Raw genomic sequence first — 20,869 nt, forward strand, 5'->3', positions numbered from 1 at the left:
TCGGTGCGCAGCGGGTTGATCTCGGAGACCGCGCCGACGAACGTGGTCTTGCCCACGCCGAAGCCACCCGCCACCACGATCTTCGCGGAGGTGGTAGAGCGAGCGGGAGCCGCTCCGCCGTTAGAGCTTGCGAAGTCCACTGAGCACCCTTTCCAGCAGCGTGACGTCCGGCGTGCCGCCGGCCTCTCCATTGCCCGGCTGGTGGATGGCCACCATGCCGGCCTCCGCCAGGTCGGCGACGAGGATCCGGGCCACACCGAGCGGCATCGACAGCAGCGCGGAGACTTCCGCGACCGACTTGACCTCACGGCACAGGGTGCAGATGCGCTGGTGCTCCGGGAGCAGGCCGGACAGGTGCATCGGATCGGCCGTGGTGCTGACCAGGGCCTCGATGGCGAGCTGGTAGCGGGGCCGGGTACGGCCGCCGGTCATCGCGTACGGACGCACCAGCGGCTGTTCGCCTTCCGAGTACGAATCTCCGTACGCATCGGGGTAGGCGGGGGGCGGGGTCATTGATCCTCCGGGCTGGACAGCAGTGGTCAGCGTGCCGTCTGACGGGGCGGCCGGTGGGGGGACGGTATGACGGCCTGTTGGGGGTACTGGGTACCGGGGCGGGGGCCCCGGTCTCCCGGCCGGCAGTACCGGCCGACCGGGAGATGGACGGTCAGATGAGCAGGCTTCCCTGCAGCTCCGCGCGCAGGTCCGGGGTGAGGACACTGCCCGCTCGGTCCACGAGGAGGGCCATCTCGTAGCCCACGAGGCCGATGTCGCACTCGGGGTGCGCCAGCACTGCGAGGGAGGATCCGTCGGAGACGGACATGAGGAAGAGGAATCCCCGGTCCATCTCGACCACGGTCTGGTTGACGGCGCCGCCCTCGAAGATACGGGAGGCTCCGGCGGTCAGCGAGGTCAGACCGGAGGCCACGGCCGCCAGCTGATCGGCGCGGTCGCGCGGGAAGCCTTCGGACATCGCCAGAAGGAGGCCGTCGGCGGAGACCACCACCGTGTGGGACACCCCGGGGGTGTTGTCCACGAAGTTGGTGATCAACCAGTTCAGATTCTGTGCCGCCTGGCTCATCGAACTCAACTAACGCTCCTGCTGGTAAGTGGGGTCGATGTGGTAACTGCCGGTCGCCGGACCACTGTTGCCGGCCTGGCGACCCTGCTGGATACCCCGTCGGAGGTTGGTCAGACGGCCGCGGACGTCGTCGGGTGCCCGCGAGACCTGAGGACCGGCCTGCGCGTCCGCCTGCTGCTGCGCGGTACCGGCCACGAGGTTGGCCCGCGGAACCCGGCGGGGCAGACCCGAGGTGGTGATGCCGCCGGCGGCGGGTTGGCGCACGCGCTCGGCCTGGCGCATCAGCTCGTCGTTCGGTGAGGACTTCCAGCTGACGGTCGGCATGGCGCCGGTCGTCGTCTGGGCGGGCTCGGCCGCGAGCTCCTGGCCGCGCTGCGGCAGCTGGTGCTGCTGCGGGGCCGGGGCCGCCGGGGCGGACTGCTGCGGCTGCTGGGGAACCGCGGGTACCTGCGAGGCGGGCTGCTGCCCCTCCTCGCTGAACCAGTTCGACTCCAGCGAGTCGAAGATCGGGCTGCGGTCCTGGCCGTGACCCGTCGCCGGAGGCAGGGCCCCGGGCTGCGGGGCCTGCGGCAGGCTCGGCGCCTCGGGGCGCGGAGGCGGTACGGGCAGGTAGTCGCCGCCGTGCTGCGGAGCCTGCGGCTGCTGCGGGGCCTGCGGCTGCTGCGGGGCCTGCGGCGAACGGGGGAACCCGCCCACACCCGGGCCGCCGGGACGCTGGGGCTGGAAACCGCCCGGGCGCTCGAACTGGCCGGTGGTCGACTGGTCCTGGTAGCCGCGCACGTCGGGACGCTCGAACTGCCCGGTCGTGCTGTTGCCGCCGTTCCCCTGGGGGAGCGGGGCGTTGAAGTCGGGGCGGGCGAACTCGGCCGTCGAACCGGGGCCCGACAGCTCGTCGTGGCCGCGCGCCTGGTCGGCGCCCCAGCTGGTGGTCTGAGGGGCGGGAAGCTCCGCACGCGCTCCGCCGCGCGGCGGGAGCTGCGGCCGCGGGCCGTTCTGCCCCGGCGCCGCGGGGGCGGCCGGCTGCTGGAAGGACTGCTGCTGCTGGGGCTGCTGGGGCTGCTGGGCCTGCGGCTGCTGCGGGCGCTCGAAGCCGTTGCCCTGCTGGAAGCCCGAAGGAGCGGCCGTCGGCCGTGCCTGGGGGCCGCCGGACAGTCCGGCACCCGCGAAGTTCGAGGCGCCGGCGCCGGCCGTACCGCGGGCCGGCAGCGGAGCACCGCCGCCGAAGCCGCCCTGACCCTGACCCTGACCGGTCGGACCGGTCGGACCGGTCGGACCGGTCGGAGCACCGCCGCCGAAGAGGCCCTGGCCGTCCTGCTGCGGCCGGGCACCGGGGCCGCCCGGCTGCTGCGGCCGACCGCCCTGGGGACGCTGCGAGCCGGAAGCACCGTCACGACCCGGCAGTGCTGCGCGCTGACCGCCCGCGCCGACCTGGCCGCGCTGCGGAGCGGCGCCGACGGGCTGACGCGCACCCGGACCGGGGACGGAGCCCTGCGCGCCAGCGGCGGGGCCACCGGCCGGAGCCTGGCCGCCAGGAGGCTGGTTGCCCGGACCGCCCGGCTTCTTGCCGCCCTGGGCGACGTCCACCGGAAGCATGACGAGGGCCGTCGTACCGCCCGAGTCGGAGGGGCGCAGCTGGATGCGGATGCCGTGGCGCAGCGACAGGCGGCCGACCACGAACAGGCCCATGCGGCGGGAGACGGAGACGTCCACGGTCGGCGGCGCCGCGAGGCGCTCGTTGATCGCGGCGAGGTCCTCGGGGGACAGGCCGATGCCGGTGTCGTGGATCTCGACGAGCACACGGCCGTCGGGAAGCGCGTGACCGGTGACCCTGACCTTGGTCTGCGGGGAGGAGAACGACGTGGCGTTCTCCAGCAGCTCGGCGAGGAGGTGCACGAGGTCGTTGACGACGCGGCCGGCGACATCGGTGCCCGGCACCGAGGCCAGTTCGATGCGCTCGTACTGCTCCACCTCGGACGCGGCGGCACGGAGCACGTCGACGAGCGGGACGGGGCGGGTCCACCGGCGACCCGGCTCCTCGCCCGCGAGGACGAGGAGGTTTTCGCCGTTACGGCGCATGCGGGTCGCGAGGTGGTCGAGCTTGAAGAGCGAGGACAGCTGGTCCGGGTCGGCCTCGCGCGACTCCAGTTCGGAGATGAGCGAGAGCTGACGCTGGATGAGGCCCTGCGAACGGCGCGAGAGGTTGGTGAACATCGCGTTGACGTTGCCTCGCAGGAGGGCCTGCTCGGCGGCGAGGCGGACCGCCTCGCGGTGCACGTCGTCGAATGCCGCGGCCACCTGGCCGATCTCGTCGCGGGTGTGCACACCGACCGACTCCACGGACGTGTCGACGTCCTGCGGGTCGGACTCGGAGAGCTGCTTGACGAGCTCGGGCAGACGGTCCTGGGCGACGCGGGTCGCGGTGTCCTGGAGGCGGCGCAGCGAGCGGATCATCGAGCGGGCCATGACGAAGGCGCCGATGAGCGAGACACCGAGCACGAGGAGGATCAGGGCACCGTTGATGATGGCGTCCTGCTGCGACTCCTGCTTGAGCTCGCGGGCCTTCTGCTCCATGTCCTCGAGGAGGCTGAGCTCGATCTGCTTCATCGCCGAGAGCTTGGTGCCGTCGGCGTCGTACCAGTCGAGCCAGGAGCTGTACGTCGTCTCCTTGGCGAACTGCCCGTCGGTGCCGAGGACGCGGCGGACGTAGTGGTCCGCCTTGCCGATCTCGGGGTTGCCGTCGCCGAGGGCTGCGAGGAGCTCCTCGGAGCGGCCCTGGTAGACGAGTTCGAAGGTCTTCTTCGCCTGCTGCTCACCGCGCTGCGCGGAGAGCGCGTACAGACGGTCGTTCTCCTTCAGATTGCCGCGCTTCTCCGGGTTCTCGGGGAGCGAGGCGGCGATGATCGCACGCTGGATGGAGGCGTACTCCTTGGCGGACGAGAACGCCGCCAGGGCGCGCGTACGCTTGATCATCTCCGGGTTGGAGGTGGCCTGGGCCATGTCCTGGGAGAGGGAGAGGAGCGAGACGATCAGCGCGTTGTACTCGGTGACGGTCTGCTGGGCACCGTTGGCGTACGCGTGCTTGCGGATGTCCTCGATGTTGGTGAGCTGACGGCCGATCTGCAGGATGTTGTTGCGGATCGACTTGAGGGTGTCGTCCTTGCCCTCGACGTCGTCGACCTTGTCCGTCGCGGCGGCGAACGCCTTGGCCGCGTTGTCGGTGTCCTGACGCTTGCCGTCGACCGTGCTGTTGCTCTTGCCCCCGCCGGCGATCGTGAGCGGACCCGCCGAGATGTCCCGCTCCTCCTGGAGCATGGCGGCCAGATGGGTGGCCTGCCGGGTCATCGTCGTCAGCAGCTGCATGTGTTCGAGCTGCGCGATGTCGTTGAGCGAGTCGTTGATGCGGAAGCCGCCGAGCGTGGTGGCGGCGACGACCGGCAGGGTCAGCAGCGACACCAGTCGCGTGCTGATTCGCCAGTTCTGCATGGCGAGACGGGAACCGGGCCCGCTGGGGGCCTTCGGTATCGCCGTGTCCTGCGGCTCGGTCTGACCGGCCTTGGCGGACTTCCCGCGGCCCTTCGCCTTCACCGTGGCGGAGGCGTCGTGGCCCGCGCCTTCGACAGCCGGCCCGCGGTTCTGGGCGTGCTGGGGCGAGGTGCCACGGTCGGTCCCGCGCGGCTCCTGCTCGGCGGCGGCATCTCCACGGCCCTGGCGGGCCTGGGGAGACCCCTTGCCGTCCCTCTTGAATCGTCCCTGCACTAGCGTCGCAACCTCTGGACCAGGCGCTCCACCGGGCAACCGGTGGAACGGTGTCGAGTCGTGGGGCGGTAACGGCCCCATGGTGGTCGTCGGTGACCGGTCGTCGGTGACCGGCGAGTCTCCTTCTCACTGCCACCGCGTTCGGCGCCAGTCGCGCCACCTGCGCGCCGGTTGATTCCCGCGGTGGTCCCGCGAATTCCAGCACAGTGGCGGATCTCCAACAAGGTGCGCGTGTCGGCCCGGAGAGTCGGTGACGGCACGTGACTGCGGGGCTACGCGATGTGGAGACCCTTTCGGCCGAAACCGGACTTACATGTCCCAAACGGCAGGGCTGTCAAGGTGTCCCAGTCGAGATGATCAGCAGCGGAATGGAACATTCAGTAGCGCAATGTCCGTTTCTTCGGCTCACTTTGACCGTCTGTTATGCCCGTATTGCCGGGTCGCTGGTGAGCAAACTCACACGGCCGTGGCCATTACTTACCGGTTCGTCGAGGGATTTGGATGTTTAGCCTTGCCCTTTACAGGGTTGACGGCCGCGTCAACCGGCACCCACGGACCAGCTGAGGCCTGAAACCCCCATGAAGACGACGTCGATGATCCGCAACATAGCCAACCCCCGCCGCACCACCCTCGCGCACCTCAAGGACGCCGAGGAGCTGCAGGCGGCCCCGGCCACCCCGGAGCACGCCGTCGAGCTGCCGACCCAGACGGCCAACCCGCGCCGCACGGTCCTCATGGACGCACCGGTCGTCACCCCGGCGCAGTAGCAGCCGCGCAAAACAGCGCGGAGCGCCGCTGCCCACCGCGTTAGCCTGGAGTCCGCAGACTCCAGCCGGCGGAAATACAGAGGGGCAGACGCAACACGTGCGCATCGCCAGGTTCTCGATCGACGGAAATGTCGCCTTCGGCGCGGTCGAGGGCGACGCAGCCCTCGCGGCGGCCGAGGGCGAGCTCGTCCTCGACATCATCAAGGGCATCCCGTTCGCGGACTTCGAGCTGTCCGGCACGAAGGTCCCGCTGAGCAAGGTCCGGCTGCTGCCGCCCGTGCTCCCGAACAAGGTCGTGGCCATCGGCCGCAACTACGCGGAGCACGCGGCAGAGCTCGGCAACGCCATCTTTGACGATCAAGGCCGTCCGGACGCCCCGATCACCTTCTTCAAGCCCTCCACCTCGGTGGTCGGCCCGGGCGACCCGATCGCGTACCCCTCCTTCTCCCAGGACGTCCACCACGAGGCGGAGCTCGCCGTGGTCATCGGCCGCATGTGCCGCGAGGTCCCGCGTGAGCGCGTCAAGGACGTCATCCTCGGCTACACCTGCGCCAACGACGTCACCGCGCGCGACGTCCAGCAGCGCGAGAAGCAGTGGGCGCGGGCCAAGGGTTTCGACAGCTCCTGCCCCCTCGGCCCCTGGATCGAGACCGACCTGGACCCGAGCGACCTGACCATCCAGTGCACGGTCAACGGCGAACAGCGCCAGCTCGGCCGCACCAGCGAGATGGTCCGCTCGATCGAGGACCTGGTCGTGCACATCACCGAGGCCATGACGCTGCTCCCGGGCGACGTCATCCTCACGGGGACCCCGGCCGGAGTCGGCCCCCTACACGTCGGCGACGAGGTCGCCGTCACCATCGAAGGCATCGGCACTCTCACCAACAAGGTGATCAAGCGTGGCTAACGCGACCCCCCGCGTACGTTTCTGTCCCTCCCCGACCGGCAACCCCCACGTGGGCCTGGTCCGAACCGCCCTCTTCAACTGGGCGTTCGCCCGCCACCACGGCGGTACGTTCGTCTTCCGCATCGAGGACACCGACGCGGCCCGTGACTCCGAGGAGTCGTACGGCCAGCTGCTCGACTCGCTGCGCTGGCTCGGCTTCACCTGGGACGAGGGCCCCGAGGTCGGCGGCCCCCACGCCCCCTACCGCCAGTCCGAGCGCATGGACATCTACAAGGACGTCGCGCAGCGGCTCCTCGAAGGCGGCTACGCCTACAAGTGCTACTGCACCACCGAGGAGCTCGACGCGCGCCGCGCGGCCGCCCGCGCCGCCGGCAAGCCCTCCGGGTACGACGGCCACTGCCGCGAGCTGACCACCGTGCAGGTCGAGGCGTACGAGGGCGAGCACCGCGCCTCCATCGTCCGCTTCCGGATGCCCGACGAGCCGATCACCTTCACGGACCTCGTCCGCGGCGAGCTCACCTTCACCCCGGACAACGTGCCGGACTTCGGCATCGTCCGGGCCAACGGCGCCCCGCTGTACACGCTGGTCAACCCGGTCGACGACGCGCTGATGGAGATCACGCACGTCCTGCGCGGCGAGGACCTGCTCTCCTCGACCCCCCGCCAGATCGCCCTGTACAAGGCGCTGATCGAGCTGGGCGTCGCCAAGACCACCCCCGCCTTCGGCCACCTGCCGTACGTGATGGGCGAGGGCAACAAGAAGCTCTCCAAGCGCGACCCGGAGGCCTCGCTCAACCTGTACCGCGAGCGCGGCTTCCTCCCCGAGGGCCTGCTGAACTACCTGTCGCTGCTCGGCTGGTCCTTCTCCAAGGACCAGGACGTCTTCTCGATCGAGGAGATGGTGTCGAAGTTCGACATCGACGGCGTCAACGCCAACCCGGCGCGCTTCGACCTCAAGAAGGCCGAGTCGATCAACGGCGACCACATCCGCCTGCTCGACCCGAAGGTTTTCGCGGACCGCTGCGCCCCCTGGCTGCAGGCCCCGCACGCCAACTGGGCGCCGGAGGACTTCGACGCCGAGGCGTGGGCGCGCATCGCGCCGTACGCCCAGACCCGTGTGACGGTCCTCTCCGAGATCACCGCCAACGTCGACTTCCTGTTCCTGAAGGAGCCGGTGGAGGACCAGGCGTCGTGGGACAAGGCGATGAAGGGCGAGCCGGCGGCCCTGCTCACCACGGCCCGCGAGAACCTCTCCGGCGCCGACTGGTCGGACCCGGAGTCCCTCAAGCAGGCCGTCCTGACCGCCGGCGAGGCCCACGGCCTCAAGCTCGGCAAGGCCCAGGCCCCGGTCCGCGTGGCCGTCACCGGCCGCACGGTCGGCCTGCCGCTCTTCGAGTCCCTGGAGATCCTGGGCAAGGAGCGCTCCCTGGCCCGCATCGACGCGGCCCTGGCGAAGCTCGCCGCCTGATCCCGCACCCCTTGGAAGGGGCGGCAGCCGACCCGGCTGCCGCCCCTTCCGGCATTCCGGCCAACCTCTCCGGAAGCCGCCGTACGGCTGCCGATCCGCCTGGCGGACCTGGGACCGGACCGGTTCCACGGCTGCGGCGTGGACGCCGGCGTCGGCGCGCGGGTCGGCCGGGACGCCGACGGGGAGGTCGCCTGTTTCCGGACGGACTTCTTCGTCGTGCCCACCGGGGACGGGCGTCCGGCGTAGGCTCGGCGGCATGCCGATCCGCGCCGTGCTCTGGGACATCGACGACACCCTGTTCGACTACACCGGGGCCGACGCCGCGGGGCTCGCGCGGCACCTGGAGGCCGAGGGGATCGCGGAGCGGTACGGCGCCCCCGCCGAGGCGCTCGCGCTCTGGCGGCGGATCACGGACCGGCACTGGGCGCGGTTCGCCGCCGGTGAGGGCACCTTCCAGGGGCAGCGGCGGGACCGGGTGCGGGAGTTCCTGGAGCGGCCCGCGATGACCGACGGCCAGGCCGACGCCTGGTTCGACCAGTACGTCGCGCACTACAAGGCCGCCTGGACGGTCTTCCCCGACGTGGTGCCCGTACTCGACGCCCTCGCCGCCGACTACCGGCACGGCGTGCTCTCCAACTCCTCCCTCGTCAACCAGGACCCCAAGCTGCGCGACCTCGGCCTGCGCGACCGCTTCGAGGTACTGATCTGCGCCGTCGAACTCGGGGTGAGCAAGCCCGAGGCGGCCGCCTTCCTCGCCGCCTGCGAGGCGCTGGGCCTGCCCCCGGGCGAAGTGGCGTACGTGGGCGACCAACCGGAGATCGACGCGCGTGGGGCCCGCGACGCCGGGCTGGTGTCCTTCTGGCTCGACCGGGCCGGCGGTCGGGGCCCGGGACCCGATGGCGCACACAGGATCGAGGGCCTCGAACAGCTCCCGGAGCTGCTGGCGGCAGATACCCGTTTTGGAGCACGGTCAGGCATCCGGTAATGTTCTTTCTGCGCCGCCGGAGCGGGCCGAAAGGCCGGACGGAGGCGCCACTCGAAAGAAAAGCCCCCCAGGGGGTTGACTTTCGGTGGGGTATAGTGTAATTGGCAACACGAGGGTTTCTGGTTCCCTTATTCTAGGTTCGAGTCCTGGTACCCCAGCGCAGTGCAGCAGTAACGCAGTGCTTAGCCCCCGTTGTGTAGCGGCCTAGCACGCCGCCCTCTCAAGGCGGTAGCGCCGGTTCGAATCCGGTCGGGGGTACAGATCCTTCCCGCGAGATCTCCAGGGTCGCACCCGGACATTTTGATGCAGGATCGCTAGGGCCCCCGTTGTGTAGCGGCCTAGCACGCCGCCCTCTCAAGGCGGTAGCGCCGGTTCGAATCCGGTCGGGGGTACTGTGGTCTGGTCTAGACCACCCTTGGGCTATGGTGTAATTGGCAACACGAAGGTTTCTGGTTCCTTTGTTCTAGGTTCGAGTCCTGGTAGCCCAGCGCAGTACCTGCAAGCCCCCGTTGTGTAGCGGCCTAGCACGCCGCCCTCTCAAGGCGGTAGCGCCGGTTCGAATCCGGTCGGGGGTACGCACAGGAGAGGCCCTCCGCGTTCATCGCGGAGGGCCTCTTCGCGTTGTCCGCGCACACCTCACAAGTGCGGGCCCGGGGGCGCGTGTTCGGACGTGTGCGGCGTCGAACGCGCCCCCGGGCCCGGGGGTTGGGGTGGAAGAGGTCTACGACCGGGGAGGGGCTCAGCCGGAGCGGCGCAGGGCCTCCGACAGTCGGGCGGCCGCGTCGATGACGGCCTGGGCGTGCATGCGGCCCGGGTGGCGGGTCAGGCGCTCGATCGGCCCGGAGACCGACACGGAGGCCACCACGCGGTTCGACGGCCCGCGCACGGGCGCCGAGACGGAGGCCACGCCGGGCTCCCGCTCGCCGATCGACTGCGCCCAGCCGCGGCGCCGTACGCCCGAGAGGGCCGTCGCCGTGAAACGCGCGCCCTGAAGGCCGCGGTGGAGCCGCTCGGGCTCCTCCCAGGCCATCAGGATCTGCGCGGCCGAACCGGCCTTCATCGGGAGCGTGGAGCCCACCGGGACGGTGTCCCGCAGGCCCGACAGCCGCTCGGCGGCCGCCACGCAGATGCGCATGTCTCCCTGACGGCGGTAGAGCTGCGCGCTCTCGCCCGTCACGTCGCGCAGGTGGGTCAGTACCGGTCCGGCCGTGGCCAGCAGTCGGTCCTCGCCGGCCGCGGCGGCGAGTTCCGCCAGCCGCGGACCGAGGATGAACCGGCCCTGCATGTCCCTCGCCACCATCCGGTGGTGTTCCAGTGCCACGGCGAGCCGGTGTGCCGTGGGTCGTGCGAGCCCTGTCGCCGCGACCAGCCCGGCGAGGGTGGCCGGACCGGACTCCAGTGCGCTCAATACGAGAGCTGCCTTGTCGAGAACGCCGACGCCGCTAGAGTTGTCCATGAAACGATATTCACGTCTCACACTGTGAAACGCAAGTTCAAATTTTCCAAGAACAAGCGAGTCTGTATGTGCGGGTCCACGAACCACTGGGTCCGAGCCGTCGTCCGAGACGTGGGGTACGGGCGATCAGGCGCAACAGATCTCTATGAAGCGCCGGCACAACCGGCCGGCCGGAGGGAAAGCGATGGGTAGGACACTCGCGGAGAAGGTCTGGGACGACCATGTCGTCCGGCGCGCCGAAGGCGAGCCCGACCTCCTCTTCATTGATCTGCACCTGCTGCACGAGGTGACCAGCCCGCAGGCCTTCGAGGGCCTGCGTCAGGCCGGCCGCAAGGTCCGACGCCTCGACCTCACCATCGCGACCGAGGACCACAACACCCCCACGCTCGACATCGACAAGCCGATCGCGGACCCGGTCTCCCGGGCCCAGCTGGAGACGCTGCGCAGGAACTGCGCCGAGTTCGGCGTACGGCTGCACTCGCTGGGCGATGTCGAGCAGGGTGTCGTGCACGTCGTGGGGCCGCAGCTGGGTCTGACCCAGCCCGGCACCACCGTGGTCTGCGGTGACTCGCACACCTCCACCCACGGCGCGTTCGGTGCGCTGGCCTTCGGCATCGGCACCAGCCAGGTCGAGCACGTGCTGGCGACCCAGACGCTGCCGCTGGCCCGCCCGAAGACGATGGCGATCACCGTCACCGGCGAGCTGGCCGAGGGTGTCACCGCCAAGGACCTGATCCTGGCCATCATCGCCAAGATCGGCACCGGCGGCGGCCAGGGCTACGTCCTGGAGTACCGGGGCGAGGCCATCGAGAAGCTCTCGATGGAAGCCCGCATGACCATCTGCAACATGTCGATCGAGGCCGGTGCCCGCGCGGGCATGATCGCCCCCGACCAGACCACCTTCGACTACCTCGAGGGCCGCGACCACGCCCCCGCGGGCGAGGACTGGGACGCCGCCGTCGCGTACTGGCGGACCCTGCACACCGACGAGGACGCGGTCTTCGACGCGGAGGTCGTCATCGACGGCGCCGCGCTGTCCCCGTTCGTCACCTGGGGCACCAACCCGGGCCAGGGCGCGCCGCTGTCGGCCAACGTCCCCGACCCGGCTTCGTACGAGGACGCTTCGGAGCGTCTGGCCGCGGAAAAGGCCCTGGAGTACATGGGGTTGACCGCCGGGCAGCCGCTGCGCGACATCAAGGTCGACACCGTCTTCGTAGGTTCCTGCACCAACGGCCGCATCGAGGACCTGCGCGCCGTCGCCGGGATCATCGAGGGCCGCAAAGTCGCCGACGGAGTACGGATGCTGGTCGTCCCCGGTTCGGTCCGGGTCGCCCTGCAGGCCGTGGAAGAGGGCCTGGACAAGGTCTTCAAGGAGGCCGGCGCCGAGTGGCGGCACGCGGGCTGCTCGATGTGTCTGGGCATGAACCCCGACCAACTGGCGCCCGGTGAGCGCTCCGCGTCCACCTCCAACCGCAACTTCGAGGGCCGGCAGGGCAAGGGCGGGCGCACCCACCTGGTCTCCCCGCAGGTGGCCGCCGCCACCGCGGTGCTGGGCCATCTGGCCTCGCCCGCCGACCTGTCCGCCGCCGACGCGACCGCCGGAGTCTGAACCATGGAAGCCTTCACCACCCACACCGGCCGGGCCGTCCCGCTGCGCCGCAGCAACGTCGACACCGACCAGATCATCCCGGCCCACTGGCTGAAGAAGATCACCCGCGACGGGTTCGAGGACGGGCTCTTCGAGGCCTGGCGCAAGGACCCGGAGTTCGTCACGAACCGCCCGGAGCGCGCCGGCGCGACCGTACTGGTCGCCGGCCCCGACTTCGGTACGGGCTCCTCCCGCGAGCACGCCGTCTGGGCCCTGCAGAACTTCGGCTTCAAGACGGTCATCTCCTCGCGCTTCGCCGACATCTTCCGCGGGAACTCGCTGAAGAACGGCCTGCTGACCGTGGTCCTCCCGCAGGAGACCGTCGACAAGCTGTGGGAGCTGACCGAGGCCGACCCGACCGCCGAGATCACGGTCGACCTGGTCGCCCGCGAGGTCCGAGCGGAAGGCGTCGTAGCCGAGTTCGAGCTCGACGACAACGCCCGCTGGCGTCTGCTGGAGGGGCTGGACGACATCTCGCTCACCCTTCAGAACGAAGCGGACATCGCCACCTACGAAAGCGCGCGCCCGTCCTTCAAGCCGCGTACCGTTCAGGCCTGATTCCTGCCTGATCAGCGCTTATTCACCCTTGGGTGATCACATCGACAACACTGTGCCCCCCACCGGATGGTGGGGGGCACAGCTGTGTGTTGAGGCCCCGTGAGGCGACAACTCGCCCCAGATGGCACAATCTGTGCATGGAACGCGACACTCAACTTGAGCTCTACGAACTCGTCGCGGACCGATTGAAAGAAGCACACACACGGGTGCGCTCACTGCAAGTCCCGGAGGGCGTAAGGATGGCGCTGTCCCGGAAGCTGTTGGTCGTCACGGCCGCGGCGAAGCACGATCTCGCCGATGCGGCAAGGCGCCTGGACAGGTTGATGAAGGACCTCGACGAGGGTCGATTCCCTGAAGGCGACTGATGCGAAGGAACTCCGTAACGTCCTCCGGCGTTGCGGCACTAGGGTGATTAGCCCGTTTCGTGTTTGATTTGCGGTATATATCCGCCTAACGTGCGAAATAAGCTTGAACACATTCGTTCTGGCGAAGTCTCCGAAGGGGAAGACGTGAACAAGGCGCAGCTCGTAGAAGCGATTGCCGACAAGCTGGGCGGCCGCCAGCAGGCCGCGGACGCTGTCGACGCGGTACTGGACGCGATCGTCCGCGCTACCGTCGCGGGCGACCGGGTCTCGGTCACGGGCTTCGGCTCGTTCGAGAAAGTCGATCGGCCGGCCCGTTACGCCCGCAACCCGCAGACGGGTGAGCGCGTCCGGGTCAAGAAGACCTCGGTGCCCCGCTTCCGCGCGGGCCAGGGCTTCAAGGACCTGGTCAGCGGCACCAAGAAGCTCCCCAAGGGTGGCGAGGTCTCGGTGAAGAAGGCGCCCAAGGGCAGCCTCACCGGGGGTGCCTCCGCGACGGTGAAGAAGGCCGCCGCGAAGAAGGCCACCACCGCCAAGAAGGCCGCGGCAAAGACCGCGGTCGCAAAGAAGGTCGTGGCGAAGAAGACCACCGCGACCGCGAAGAAGGCCGTCGCCAAGACCGCCGTGGCCAAGAAGGCCACCCCGGCGAAGAAGGCCGCCGCGGTCAAGAAGGCCGCGACGGCGGCGAAGAAGACCACCGCCGCGGCCAAGAAGACCGCTCCGGCGGCCAAGAAGGCCACCGCGAAGACGACCGCGCCCGCCAAGAAGACGACGACGCGCAAGGCCACCGCGAAGAAGACGACCACCGCCCGCAAGAAGTAACAGCGGTACGAGTCACACACGCCGGGCCGGTTCCCCGTGGGGGAGCCGGCCCGCGGTGCTCTGCCTGCGGCGTTTGACGTCCTCGCAGGTCAGATGGGTGGGAGGGGCGGGTTTCAGAAGGTCTGCAGAGTCACCAGGGTGATCCGCAGCCCCGGGCCCTCGCCGTCCGTCTCGATCCGGACCCGCTGCCCGGGCCTGAGCATCCGCAGGCCCCCCGCGTCGAAGGCCGCTGTCTCGAAGGGCACCGGGGTGCCGTCGTCCAGCAGCACACTGCCGCTGCGGGTCTCGGAATCGTACGTGTACGCGGTCGCCTGCATACCGGAACTGTATCGGGCCGTGTGGCGGCCCACGCCGAGGGCGAGGGCGGTCCGCAGATCCGCCGCCGTGTCCACGTCGCGCCGCACGCTGTCGACGCCCTCCAGTGCGATTTCCACCGCCCCCGAGGCCGAATGCCTGGCCCGCGACGGCCCCCCGAACGAGGGTGCCAATTCCATGTCCGGGGCCGCGGAAAGCAAGGTCGTCCCGATTCCGGCGGCATCCGCCAGAAATGCCCGGGGAAATGTGGCGGCCGTATCGAGCACGCGTAGCAATTCCGGGGGCCGCAGCGCCGGCAGATCGGCGTTCATAGCGGCCACCGCCGCCCCGGGCCGCCCCGCCCGAACCGCCCGGGCCCCATGGGCCAGGGCGGCGTTGAGACCGGCCCCCGGGGTGTCCGGGACGATCCTGGCCCCCAGTCCGGCGAGTTCCGACCCGGCCGCCGCGTCGTCCGTGACGACCACCACATCCGCGACCGCGGCGCAGGCCAGCGCCCCGGCGACCGTGTCCAGCGCGAACGCCAGGGCCAGTCCGGGACGGGCCGCGCCCACGGACGCGGCGAGACGGCTCTTGGCCACCGCCAGAGGCTTCAGCGGGACCACCAGACTCCAGACGGCGTTCGTGGCCGCCCCCTTCCCTAGGGTTTCCCTCCGGCGCGCTCGGCCACCATTGTCACCTCAGCCGGGGCGACCCCGGGGCCGTGTGCCGTGAGCGGGGCGTACGGTGTTCTCGACAGAGACCGGACCGGGGGCCACACTTGTCCGGCCGACGAGGTGCCCAAGCCGCGCACCGGTCCTAGAGGAAGGTGTCCGAGTGTCCCGCCGCAGAATCGGCTTCTGGTACCGCCTGGCTGCGGTCATCGCAAAACCGCCGCTGGTAGTGCTCTTCAAGCGGGACTGGCGGGGAATGGAGCACATTCCGGCCGAGGGCGGATTTATCACCGCCGTCAATCACAACTCGTATCTGGACCCGCTCTCCTACGCGCACTTCCAGTACAACACCGGCCGGGTGCCCCGATTGCTCGCGAAGGCCGCCCTCTTCAAGGTTCCTTTCGTCGGCTCGATCCTGCGCGGCAGCGGGCAGATCCCGGTCTACCGGGAGAGCACCAACGCCCTGGACGCATTCAGGGCCGCCGTGGACGCGATCGAGCGCGGCGAATGCGTGGCCTTTTACCCGGAGGGCACCCTCACCCGCGACCCCGACATGTGGCCGATGGCCGGCAAGACCGGCGCCGCCCGTGTCGCATTGATCACCAAGGCGCCCGTCATTCCCGTGGCGCAGTGGGGCGCGAACCTCGCGATGCCGCCCTACGCCAAGGAGAACAAGGTCAGCCTCTTCCCGCGCAAGACCCTCCAGGTGCTCGCCGGACCGCCGGTGGACCTCTCCGCCTTCTACGACCGGGAACCCACCCCGGAAGTGCTCAAGGAGGTCACCGAGGTCATCATGGCGGCCATCACCGGCCTGCTGGAGGAGCTGCGGGGCGAAAAGGCGCCCGAGGAGCCGTACGACCATCGCAAGGCCAGGGCGGAACAGCGGCGCAAGGCCGCGGGGGAGGGCAAGAAGTGACACGTCCCGTGAAGGCGGCCGTCTTCGGAACAGGCTCGTGGGGCACGGCCTTCGCCATCGTGCTCGCCGACGCCGGCTGCGAGGTGACCCTGTGGGGCCGCCGCCAGGAGCTGGTCGACGCCATCAACAACGGCCGGACCAACCCGGACTACTTCCCCGGCGTCGAACTCCCCGCCGGCATCCGGGCGACCACCGACCCGGCCGAGGCCGCGGCCGACGCCGACTTCACCGTCCTCGCCGTCCCCTCCCAGACCCTGCGCGGCAACCTCGCCTCCTGGGCGCCGCTGCTGGCCCCCGACACGGTGCTCGTCTCCCTGATGAAGGGCATCGAACTCGGCACCGCCAAGCGGATGAGCGAGGTCATCGAGGAGGTGGCCAAGGTCCCCGCCGAGCGCATCGCCGTGGTCACCGGCCCCAACCTGGCCCGCGAGATCGCCGCCCGGCAGCCCGCCGCCTCCGTCGTCGCCTGCGTGGACGAGGCCGTGGCCCAGCGCCTCCAGGCCGCCTGTCACACCCCGTACTTCCGCCCGTACACGAGCACCGACGTCATCGGCTGCGAACTCGGCGGCGCCGTCAAGAACGTCATCGGCCTCGCCGTCGGCATCGCGGACGGCATGGGCCTCGGCGACAACACCAAGGGCTCGCTCATCACCCGCGGACTCGCCGAGGCGACCCGCCTGGGCATCGCGATGGGCGCCGACCCGCTCACCTTCTCCGGCCTGGCGGGCCTCGGCGACCTGGTCGCCACCTGCTCCTCGCCGCTCTCCCGGAACCACACCTTCGGCACCAACCTGGGCCGCGGGATGACCCTGGAGGAGACCATCGCGGTCACCAAGCAGACCGCCGAGGGAGTCAAGTCCTGTCAGTCCGTGGCCGATCTGGCCCGGCGGCACGGGGTGGACATGCCGATCACCGACACCGTGGTGGACATCGTCCACCACGGCAAGCCCACCCTGGTCGCACTCAAGGACCTGATGGGCCGCAGTGCCAAACCGGAACGTCGCTGACACCTTTCCGGACAGATGAACAGGTACCCTCGTGGCGATATGAGCAGCGAGAACCTCCCCCAGACCCCTGAGCAGCAGGGTCGCAAGCCCCGCGTCGCCGTCGTGTTCGGCGGCCGCAGCTCGGAACACGCCATCTCGGTCGTCACGGCGGGCGCCGTCCTGCGCTCCATCGACCGGTCCAAGTACGAGGTGCTGCCCATCGGCATCACCACGGACGGCCGGTGGGCGCTGACCGCCGACGAGCCCGAGCGGATGGCCATCGCCGACCGGCAGCTCCCGAGCGTCGAGGAGCTCGCGGGCTCCGAGGACGGCTCCGTCGCGCTCTCGGTGGACCCCGCCAGCCGCCAGGTCGTCTACACCGAGCCCGGTGCCGTTCCCAAGGCCCTGGGCGAGGTCGACGTCGTCTTCCCCGTCCTGCACGGCCCGTACGGCGAGGACGGCACCCTGCAGGGCCTCCTCGAGCTCTCCGGGATCCCGTACGTCGGCTCGGGCGTCCTCGCCTCGGCCGTCGGCCAGGACAAGGACTACATGAAGCGGGTGTTCACCTCCTTCGGGCTGCGCGTCGGCCCGTACGTGACCATCCGCCCGCGCGAGTGGGAAGCGGACCAGGCCGCCGCCAAGGCCAGGATCCTGGACTTCGCCGGCGAGCACGGCTGGCCGCTGTTCGTCAAGCCCGCACGGGCCGGCTCCTCCATCGGCATCACCAAGGTCGACGACGCGTCCGGTCTCGACGCGGCGATCCGCGAGGCGCGCTGCCACGACCCGAAGTTCATCGTCGAGGCGCTGCTGCGCGGCCGCGAGATCGAGTGCGGCGTGCTGGAGTTCGAGGACGGGCCGCGCGCGAGCGCCCCCGCCGAGATCCCGCCGGTCTCCAGCCACGACTTCTACGACTTCGAGGCGAAGTACATCGACTCCGCCTCCGGGATCGTGCCCGCCCCGCTCACCCCGGAGCAGACCGCCGAGGTCCAGCGCCTGGCGATCGAGGCCTTCGAGGCCGCGTCCTGCGAGGGCCTGGTGCGCGCCGACTTCTTCCTCACCGAGGACGGCGAGTTCGTCATCAACGAGATCAACACGATGCCGGGCTTCACCCCGATCTCGATGTACCCGCTGATGTGGCAGGAGTCGGGCATCGGCTACCAGGAGCTGGTGGACCGCCTGCTCCAGGCCGCCCTGCGCCGCTCCACCGGCCTGCGCTAGCCGCACAGGCCCCCCGTACCGCGGACCGCCCGCCGACCGGCCCCTTCGGGGCGGGGCGGCGGGCGGTCGCTGTGAGGGCGGTGCGGTCCGGCGCGGCGGGGCGCCGTGCTCAGTACGAGGAGATGCCCTCGGGCACAGTCTTGGCCACGGCCGTGGACAACCCCACCAGCATTCCCGCGTCCGTGGCATGCTCCTTGTCGACCACGACCTCCGTGTACGCCTTCCGCATACCGGTGGTGAACCGGAAACCCCCGTCGTCGAGTTTCTCCAGCAGCCAGGAGACGCCGTTCACCTGGACGCCCTCCTGCTCCGGATCCGCCATCGCGGGAGGCCTGGGGATACCGCACCGCAGTACGATCGCCGAGCCGCCCCACGCGGCCGTCAGCGCGGACTCCGGTTCGGTCCTGGTCCGGGCCTGACCGGCCACCGTCTCCGGGAGCTCCCCGTGCAGCGCCGCACAGAGCCCCGCGACCTCGGCCGGCGGCGTGGGCGGCGGGTCCACCCGGGCCTCGGAAACACCCGGGGAGCACGCCGCGAGGGCCACGAGGGCCGTCGCGGCGGCAGCGGCGGACAGGGCACGGACACGAACGACGGGCCGGCGGTGTAGGGACATCACCGGCCAACAGTAGACGGGGGCTACAGATGGACCACCGGGCAGGTCAGGGTGCGGGTGATCCCCTCCACCTGCTGGACCTTGGCGACCACCATGCGGCCGAGCTCGTCCACGGTGTCGGCCTGGGCGCGCACGATCACGTCGTACGGACCCGTCACGTCCTCGGCCTGGATCACCCCCGGGATCTGGCCGATGGACTCGGCGACGAACGACGCCTTGCCCACCTCGGTCTGGATAAGGATGTACGCCTGTACCACGGAACCTCCAGGGCGGCCACGAGGATCATTTCCCCTAACCTTCGGGTGGGCCCCACACGATCACAAGGGCCGGGGGAAGAAGGGACGCCACGGTACCGCGTCGCCGAGCGCCAGGGGGAGACCCTTCGGCCCGGCGCCGCGCGCAGCGGGGCGTACGGAGAGCAGAAGTTGACGTATCTGTTGACGGTACCCAGAGCTGTGACGGCTCGCGACCGCAAGCGGACTGGGCAAGAAGGGGCACAGCGATGAAGGGCACTGTGGGCGAGCTGGGGGAGTTCGGCCTCATTCGGGAACTCACCTCACGGCTCACCACCACGCCGGCGGTCCGGCTCGGTCCGGGCGACGACGCCGCGGTGGTGTCGGCCCCCGACCGGAGGGTCGTGGCGAGCACCGACATCCTGTTGGAAGGCAGGCACTTCCGGCGCGACTGGTCCACTGCCTATGACGTCGGCCGCAAGGCCGCCGCCCAGAACCTGGCCGACATCGCCGCCATGGGCGCCGTGCCGACCGCGCTCCTCCTCGGCCTCGTCGTCCCGGCGGAGCTGCCGGTCACCTGGCCCACGGAGCTCATGGACGGCATCCGCGACGAGTGCCAGGTGGCAGGCGCCGCCGTCGTCGGCGGCGACGTGGTCCGCGGCGACGTCATCACCGTCGCCATCACCGCCCTGGGCGACCTGCGCAACCACGAGCCCGTACTGCGCTCCGGCGCCCGGCCCGGCGACGTCGTCGCCGTCACCGGCTGGCTCGGCTGGTCCGCCGCGGGCTTCGCCGTGCTCTCGCGCGGCTTCCGCTCCCCGCGGGCCTTCGTCGAGGCCCACCGGCGCCCGGAGCCCCCGTACCACGCGGGCCCGGCGGCCGCCGGACTCGGAGCCACCGCCATGACCGACGTCAGCGACGGCCTGATCGCCGACCTCGGGCACATCGCCGAGGCCAGCAAGGTGCGGATCGACCTGCACACCGGGGCCCTCGACATCCCGACCCAGATGTACGACATCGGCCAGGCCGTCGGCGTGGACCCGCTCCAGTGGGTCCTCACCGGGGGAGAGGACCACGCGATCGTGGCGACCTTCCCGCCCGACGTGAAGCTGCCCGCCCGCTGGAAGGTCATCGGGGAGGTCCTCAACCGCTCCGCGCTGCCCCAGGTGACCGTGGACGGAGCCCCCTGGGCCAGCACCGGCGGCTGGGACCACTTCGGCGCCGACCCGGCACCCCAGGACGGCCCCGCGTGAGCGTCGCCCCGCCGCTGTGCCTGACCGTCGCCGGATCCGACTCCGGCGGCGGCGCGGGCATCCAGGCCGACCTCAAGACCATGCTGGCGCTCGGCGTCCACGGCATGAGCGTGGTGACCGCCGTGACGGCGCAGAACTCCCTCGGGGTGCAGGGCGTCTGGGAGCTTCCCGCGGAGGCCGTCAGAAGCCAGTTCAGGGCCGTCGTGGACGACATCGGCGTGCAGGCCGTGAAGACCGGGATGCTCTCCTCCGCCGTGCTCGTGGAGACCGTGGCCGAACTGCTGGCCACCACCGGCGCCCCGGCCGTCGTGGACCCCGTGGGCGTCTCCAAGCACGGGGACGCACTGCTCGCCGCCTCGGCGCTGGACGCCGTACGCCAGGAGCTGCTGCCCCGGGCCACCGTGGCCACGCCCAACCTGGACGAGGTGGCGCAGCTCACCGGCCTGGCCGTGGAGCGCGAGGACGACATGCGGCGGGCCGCCGACGCGATCCTCGGCTTCGGGCCCCGGTGGGCGCTCATCAAGGGCGGACACCTGGCGGCCCACGGGGACGAGGCCGTGGACCTGCTCACGGACGGAACCGAGGAGCACTGGCTGCGCGCCCCCCGGCACCCCAACCGGCACACGCACGGCACCGGCTGCACCCTCGCCAGTGCCGTCGCCGCGGGACTCGCCAAGGGTCTGGCCGTCCCGACGGCCGTCGCCGAGGCCAAGCGGTACGTCACGGGCGCCATCGCCGCCGGTTTCACGCTCGGCGGGGGCATCGGCCCGGTGGACCACGGCTGGCAGTGGCGGTGACCGACCCCGTCGTGGTGGGGGGGGGGGGGGGGGGCCGGGCGGGCCACGCGGCCGACGGGACGCACAAAACCGAGAAAGCAA

General features: G+C 70.7%; 19 protein-coding genes, 5 tRNA genes and 2 pseudogenes. 18 read left to right on the forward strand and 8 right to left on the reverse strand.

The genetic code is table 11. From position 1 onward, the window contains the following. The 4 genes and pseudogenes from ACIQ5Y_RS19425 to ACIQ5Y_RS19440 all read right to left on the reverse strand — a co-directional run. Positions 1-140, reverse strand: a pseudogene (locus ACIQ5Y_RS19425) (ATP-binding protein); the annotation flags it as partial. Continuing rightward, on the reverse strand, positions 121-513 hold the full coding sequence (locus ACIQ5Y_RS19430) for a DUF742 domain-containing protein (RefSeq protein WP_365166228.1): 393 nt from the start codon (positions 511-513) through the stop codon (positions 121-123). The gene ACIQ5Y_RS19430 and the pseudogene ACIQ5Y_RS19425, both read right to left, overlap by 20 nt. A 151-nt stretch (positions 514-664) precedes the next feature. After that, positions 665-1,078, reverse strand: a complete 414-nt coding sequence (locus ACIQ5Y_RS19435) for a roadblock/LC7 domain-containing protein (RefSeq protein ID WP_008739864.1) — start codon at positions 1,076-1,078, stop codon at positions 665-667. A 9-nt stretch (positions 1,079-1,087) separates the two neighbouring features. Beyond that, a complete protein-coding gene (locus ACIQ5Y_RS19440; protein ID WP_403881496.1) occupies positions 1,088-4,834 on the reverse strand; it encodes a nitrate- and nitrite sensing domain-containing protein in 3,747 nt (1,248 codons plus the stop codon). 578 nt (positions 4,835-5,412) lie between these two features. Here ACIQ5Y_RS19440 and ACIQ5Y_RS19445 point away from each other — a divergent pair. The 9 genes from ACIQ5Y_RS19445 (at position 5,413) to ACIQ5Y_RS19485 (ending at position 9,536) form a co-directional block, all read left to right on the forward strand. Beyond that, positions 5,413-5,601, forward strand: coding sequence for a hypothetical protein (locus ACIQ5Y_RS19445; protein ID WP_403881499.1), 189 nt, complete (start codon positions 5,413-5,415; stop codon positions 5,599-5,601). 97 nt (positions 5,602-5,698) lie between these two features. After that, a complete protein-coding gene (locus tag ACIQ5Y_RS19450) occupies positions 5,699-6,508 on the forward strand; it encodes a fumarylacetoacetate hydrolase family protein (RefSeq protein WP_403881502.1) in 810 nt (269 codons plus the stop codon). Beyond that, a complete protein-coding gene (gene gltX / locus ACIQ5Y_RS19455) occupies positions 6,501-7,976 on the forward strand; it encodes a glutamate--tRNA ligase (protein WP_403881505.1) in 1,476 nt (491 codons plus the stop codon). The genes ACIQ5Y_RS19450 and gltX overlap by 8 nt, the downstream gene beginning before the upstream one ends. A 256-nt stretch (positions 7,977-8,232) precedes the next feature. Beyond that, on the forward strand, positions 8,233-8,961 hold the full coding sequence (locus ACIQ5Y_RS19460; RefSeq protein WP_403881508.1) for an HAD family hydrolase: 729 nt from the start codon (positions 8,233-8,235) through the stop codon (positions 8,959-8,961). An 86-nt stretch (positions 8,962-9,047) separates the two neighbouring features. Further along, a tRNA-Gln gene (locus tag ACIQ5Y_RS19465) sits at positions 9,048-9,119 on the forward strand. Positions 9,120-9,146: 27 nt separating this feature from the next. Beyond that, positions 9,147-9,219: transfer RNA gene (locus tag ACIQ5Y_RS19470), tRNA-Glu, on the forward strand. A 61-nt stretch (positions 9,220-9,280) separates the two neighbouring features. Continuing rightward, positions 9,281-9,353, forward strand: a tRNA-Glu gene (locus tag ACIQ5Y_RS19475). A gap of 24 nt (positions 9,354-9,377) precedes the next feature. Next, a tRNA-Gln gene (locus tag ACIQ5Y_RS19480) sits at positions 9,378-9,449 on the forward strand. A gap of 14 nt (positions 9,450-9,463) precedes the next feature. Next, positions 9,464-9,536, forward strand: a tRNA-Glu gene (locus ACIQ5Y_RS19485). 164 nt (positions 9,537-9,700) lie between these two features. Here the strand turns inward: ACIQ5Y_RS19485 and ndgR are convergent. Continuing rightward, complete coding sequence (gene ndgR, locus ACIQ5Y_RS19490; protein WP_073911130.1) at positions 9,701-10,417, reverse strand: IclR family transcriptional regulator NdgR; 717 nt, start codon at positions 10,415-10,417, stop codon at positions 9,701-9,703. A gap of 184 nt (positions 10,418-10,601) precedes the next feature. On the opposite strand from ndgR, the gene leuC reads away from it, so the two are divergent. The 4 genes from leuC (at position 10,602) to ACIQ5Y_RS19510 (ending at position 13,807) form a co-directional block, all read left to right on the forward strand. After that, positions 10,602-12,026, forward strand: a complete 1,425-nt coding sequence (leuC, locus tag ACIQ5Y_RS19495; RefSeq protein WP_403881511.1) for a 3-isopropylmalate dehydratase large subunit — start codon at positions 10,602-10,604, stop codon at positions 12,024-12,026. Between the two features lie 3 nt (positions 12,027-12,029). Then, entirely contained in the window at positions 12,030-12,623 is a 594-nt protein-coding gene (gene leuD / locus ACIQ5Y_RS19500; RefSeq protein WP_403881514.1) for a 3-isopropylmalate dehydratase small subunit, read from the forward strand. Positions 12,624-12,760: 137 nt separating this feature from the next. Further along, a complete protein-coding gene (locus ACIQ5Y_RS19505) occupies positions 12,761-12,988 on the forward strand; it encodes a hypothetical protein (RefSeq protein ID WP_384756201.1) in 228 nt (75 codons plus the stop codon). A 144-nt stretch (positions 12,989-13,132) separates the two neighbouring features. Next, a complete protein-coding gene (locus tag ACIQ5Y_RS19510) occupies positions 13,133-13,807 on the forward strand; it encodes an HU family DNA-binding protein (protein ID WP_403881517.1) in 675 nt (224 codons plus the stop codon). 317 nt (positions 13,808-14,124) lie between these two features. Here the strand turns inward: ACIQ5Y_RS19510 and cofC are convergent. Continuing rightward, positions 14,125-14,727: pseudogene (gene cofC, locus ACIQ5Y_RS19515) on the reverse strand (2-phospho-L-lactate guanylyltransferase); the annotation flags it as partial. Positions 14,728-14,935: 208 nt separating this feature from the next. Between cofC and ACIQ5Y_RS19520 the strand changes: the two are divergent. Genes ACIQ5Y_RS19520 through ACIQ5Y_RS19530 form a run of 3 tightly spaced genes read left to right on the forward strand, consistent with a single transcriptional unit; the run spans position 14,936 to position 17,892 of the window. Further along, positions 14,936-15,688 (forward strand): lysophospholipid acyltransferase family protein, encoded by a 753-nt coding sequence (locus ACIQ5Y_RS19520; protein WP_403881520.1) that lies wholly within the window; start codon positions 14,936-14,938, stop codon positions 15,686-15,688. Next, positions 15,685-16,695: an NAD(P)H-dependent glycerol-3-phosphate dehydrogenase gene (locus ACIQ5Y_RS19525; RefSeq protein ID WP_403881522.1), complete on the forward strand. Its 1,011-nt coding sequence runs from the start codon at positions 15,685-15,687 to the stop codon at positions 16,693-16,695. Before ACIQ5Y_RS19520 ends, ACIQ5Y_RS19525 begins: the two co-directional genes overlap by 4 nt. 39 nt (positions 16,696-16,734) lie before the next feature. Beyond that, positions 16,735-17,892 carry a D-alanine--D-alanine ligase family protein gene (locus ACIQ5Y_RS19530; protein ID WP_403881525.1) on the forward strand — a complete coding sequence of 386 codons (1,158 nt, stop codon included), beginning with the start codon at positions 16,735-16,737 and terminating at the stop codon, positions 17,890-17,892. A gap of 109 nt (positions 17,893-18,001) precedes the next feature. Here the strand turns inward: ACIQ5Y_RS19530 and ACIQ5Y_RS19535 are convergent, their stop codons facing one another. Together ACIQ5Y_RS19535 and ACIQ5Y_RS19540 are read right to left on the reverse strand one after the other, a co-directional pair. After that, positions 18,002-18,505: a DUF3515 family protein gene (locus tag ACIQ5Y_RS19535; RefSeq protein ID WP_403881528.1), complete on the reverse strand. Its 504-nt coding sequence runs from the start codon at positions 18,503-18,505 to the stop codon at positions 18,002-18,004. A gap of 23 nt (positions 18,506-18,528) precedes the next feature. Next, the gene (locus tag ACIQ5Y_RS19540) at positions 18,529-18,762 is read right to left on the reverse strand and encodes an Lrp/AsnC family transcriptional regulator (RefSeq protein WP_030028650.1); all 234 of its coding nucleotides are present in this window, start codon (positions 18,760-18,762) and stop codon (positions 18,529-18,531) included. Positions 18,763-19,007: 245 nt separating this feature from the next. Here ACIQ5Y_RS19540 and ACIQ5Y_RS19545 point away from each other — a divergent pair, with 245 nt between their 5' ends. Next, on the forward strand, positions 19,008-19,991 hold the full coding sequence (locus tag ACIQ5Y_RS19545; RefSeq protein WP_403881531.1) for a thiamine-phosphate kinase: 984 nt from the start codon (positions 19,008-19,010) through the stop codon (positions 19,989-19,991). Then, the gene (thiD, locus tag ACIQ5Y_RS19550) at positions 19,988-20,788 is read left to right on the forward strand and encodes a bifunctional hydroxymethylpyrimidine kinase/phosphomethylpyrimidine kinase (RefSeq protein WP_403881534.1); all 801 of its coding nucleotides are present in this window, start codon (positions 19,988-19,990) and stop codon (positions 20,786-20,788) included. Before ACIQ5Y_RS19545 ends, thiD begins: the two co-directional genes overlap by 4 nt. Positions 20,789-20,869: the final 81 nt, after the last annotated feature.

This window comes from Streptomyces sp. NPDC096339, assembly GCF_044762985.1.
Taxonomy (GTDB): domain Bacteria; phylum Actinomycetota; class Actinomycetes; order Streptomycetales; family Streptomycetaceae; genus Streptomyces.

What these genes read in the sequence shown, in the direction of transcription:
- ACIQ5Y_RS19530 (WP_403881525.1), top strand. Translation starts at nt 16,735, where the DNA reads ATGAGCAGCGAGAACCTCCCCCAGACCCCTGAGCAGCAGGGTCGCAAG.
- ACIQ5Y_RS19435 (WP_008739864.1), bottom strand. Translation starts at nt 1,078, where the DNA reads ATGAGCCAGGCGGCACAGAATCTGAACTGGTTGATCACCAACTTCGTG.
- ACIQ5Y_RS19460 (WP_403881508.1), top strand. Translation starts at nt 8,233, where the DNA reads ATGCCGATCCGCGCCGTGCTCTGGGACATCGACGACACCCTGTTCGAC.
- leuC (WP_403881511.1), top strand. Translation starts at nt 10,602, where the DNA reads ATGGGTAGGACACTCGCGGAGAAGGTCTGGGACGACCATGTCGTCCGG.
- ACIQ5Y_RS19545 (WP_403881531.1), top strand. Translation starts at nt 19,008, where the DNA reads ATGAAGGGCACTGTGGGCGAGCTGGGGGAGTTCGGCCTCATTCGGGAA.
- ACIQ5Y_RS19445 (WP_403881499.1), top strand. Translation starts at nt 5,413, where the DNA reads ATGAAGACGACGTCGATGATCCGCAACATAGCCAACCCCCGCCGCACC.
- ACIQ5Y_RS19430 (WP_365166228.1), bottom strand. Translation starts at nt 513, where the DNA reads ATGACCCCGCCCCCCGCCTACCCCGATGCGTACGGAGATTCGTACTCG.
- leuD (WP_403881514.1), top strand. Translation starts at nt 12,030, where the DNA reads ATGGAAGCCTTCACCACCCACACCGGCCGGGCCGTCCCGCTGCGCCGC.
- ACIQ5Y_RS19505 (WP_384756201.1), top strand. Translation starts at nt 12,761, where the DNA reads ATGGAACGCGACACTCAACTTGAGCTCTACGAACTCGTCGCGGACCGA.
- ndgR (WP_073911130.1), bottom strand. Translation starts at nt 10,417, where the DNA reads ATGGACAACTCTAGCGGCGTCGGCGTTCTCGACAAGGCAGCTCTCGTA.
- ACIQ5Y_RS19535 (WP_403881528.1), bottom strand. Translation starts at nt 18,505, where the DNA reads ATGTCCCTACACCGCCGGCCCGTCGTTCGTGTCCGTGCCCTGTCCGCC.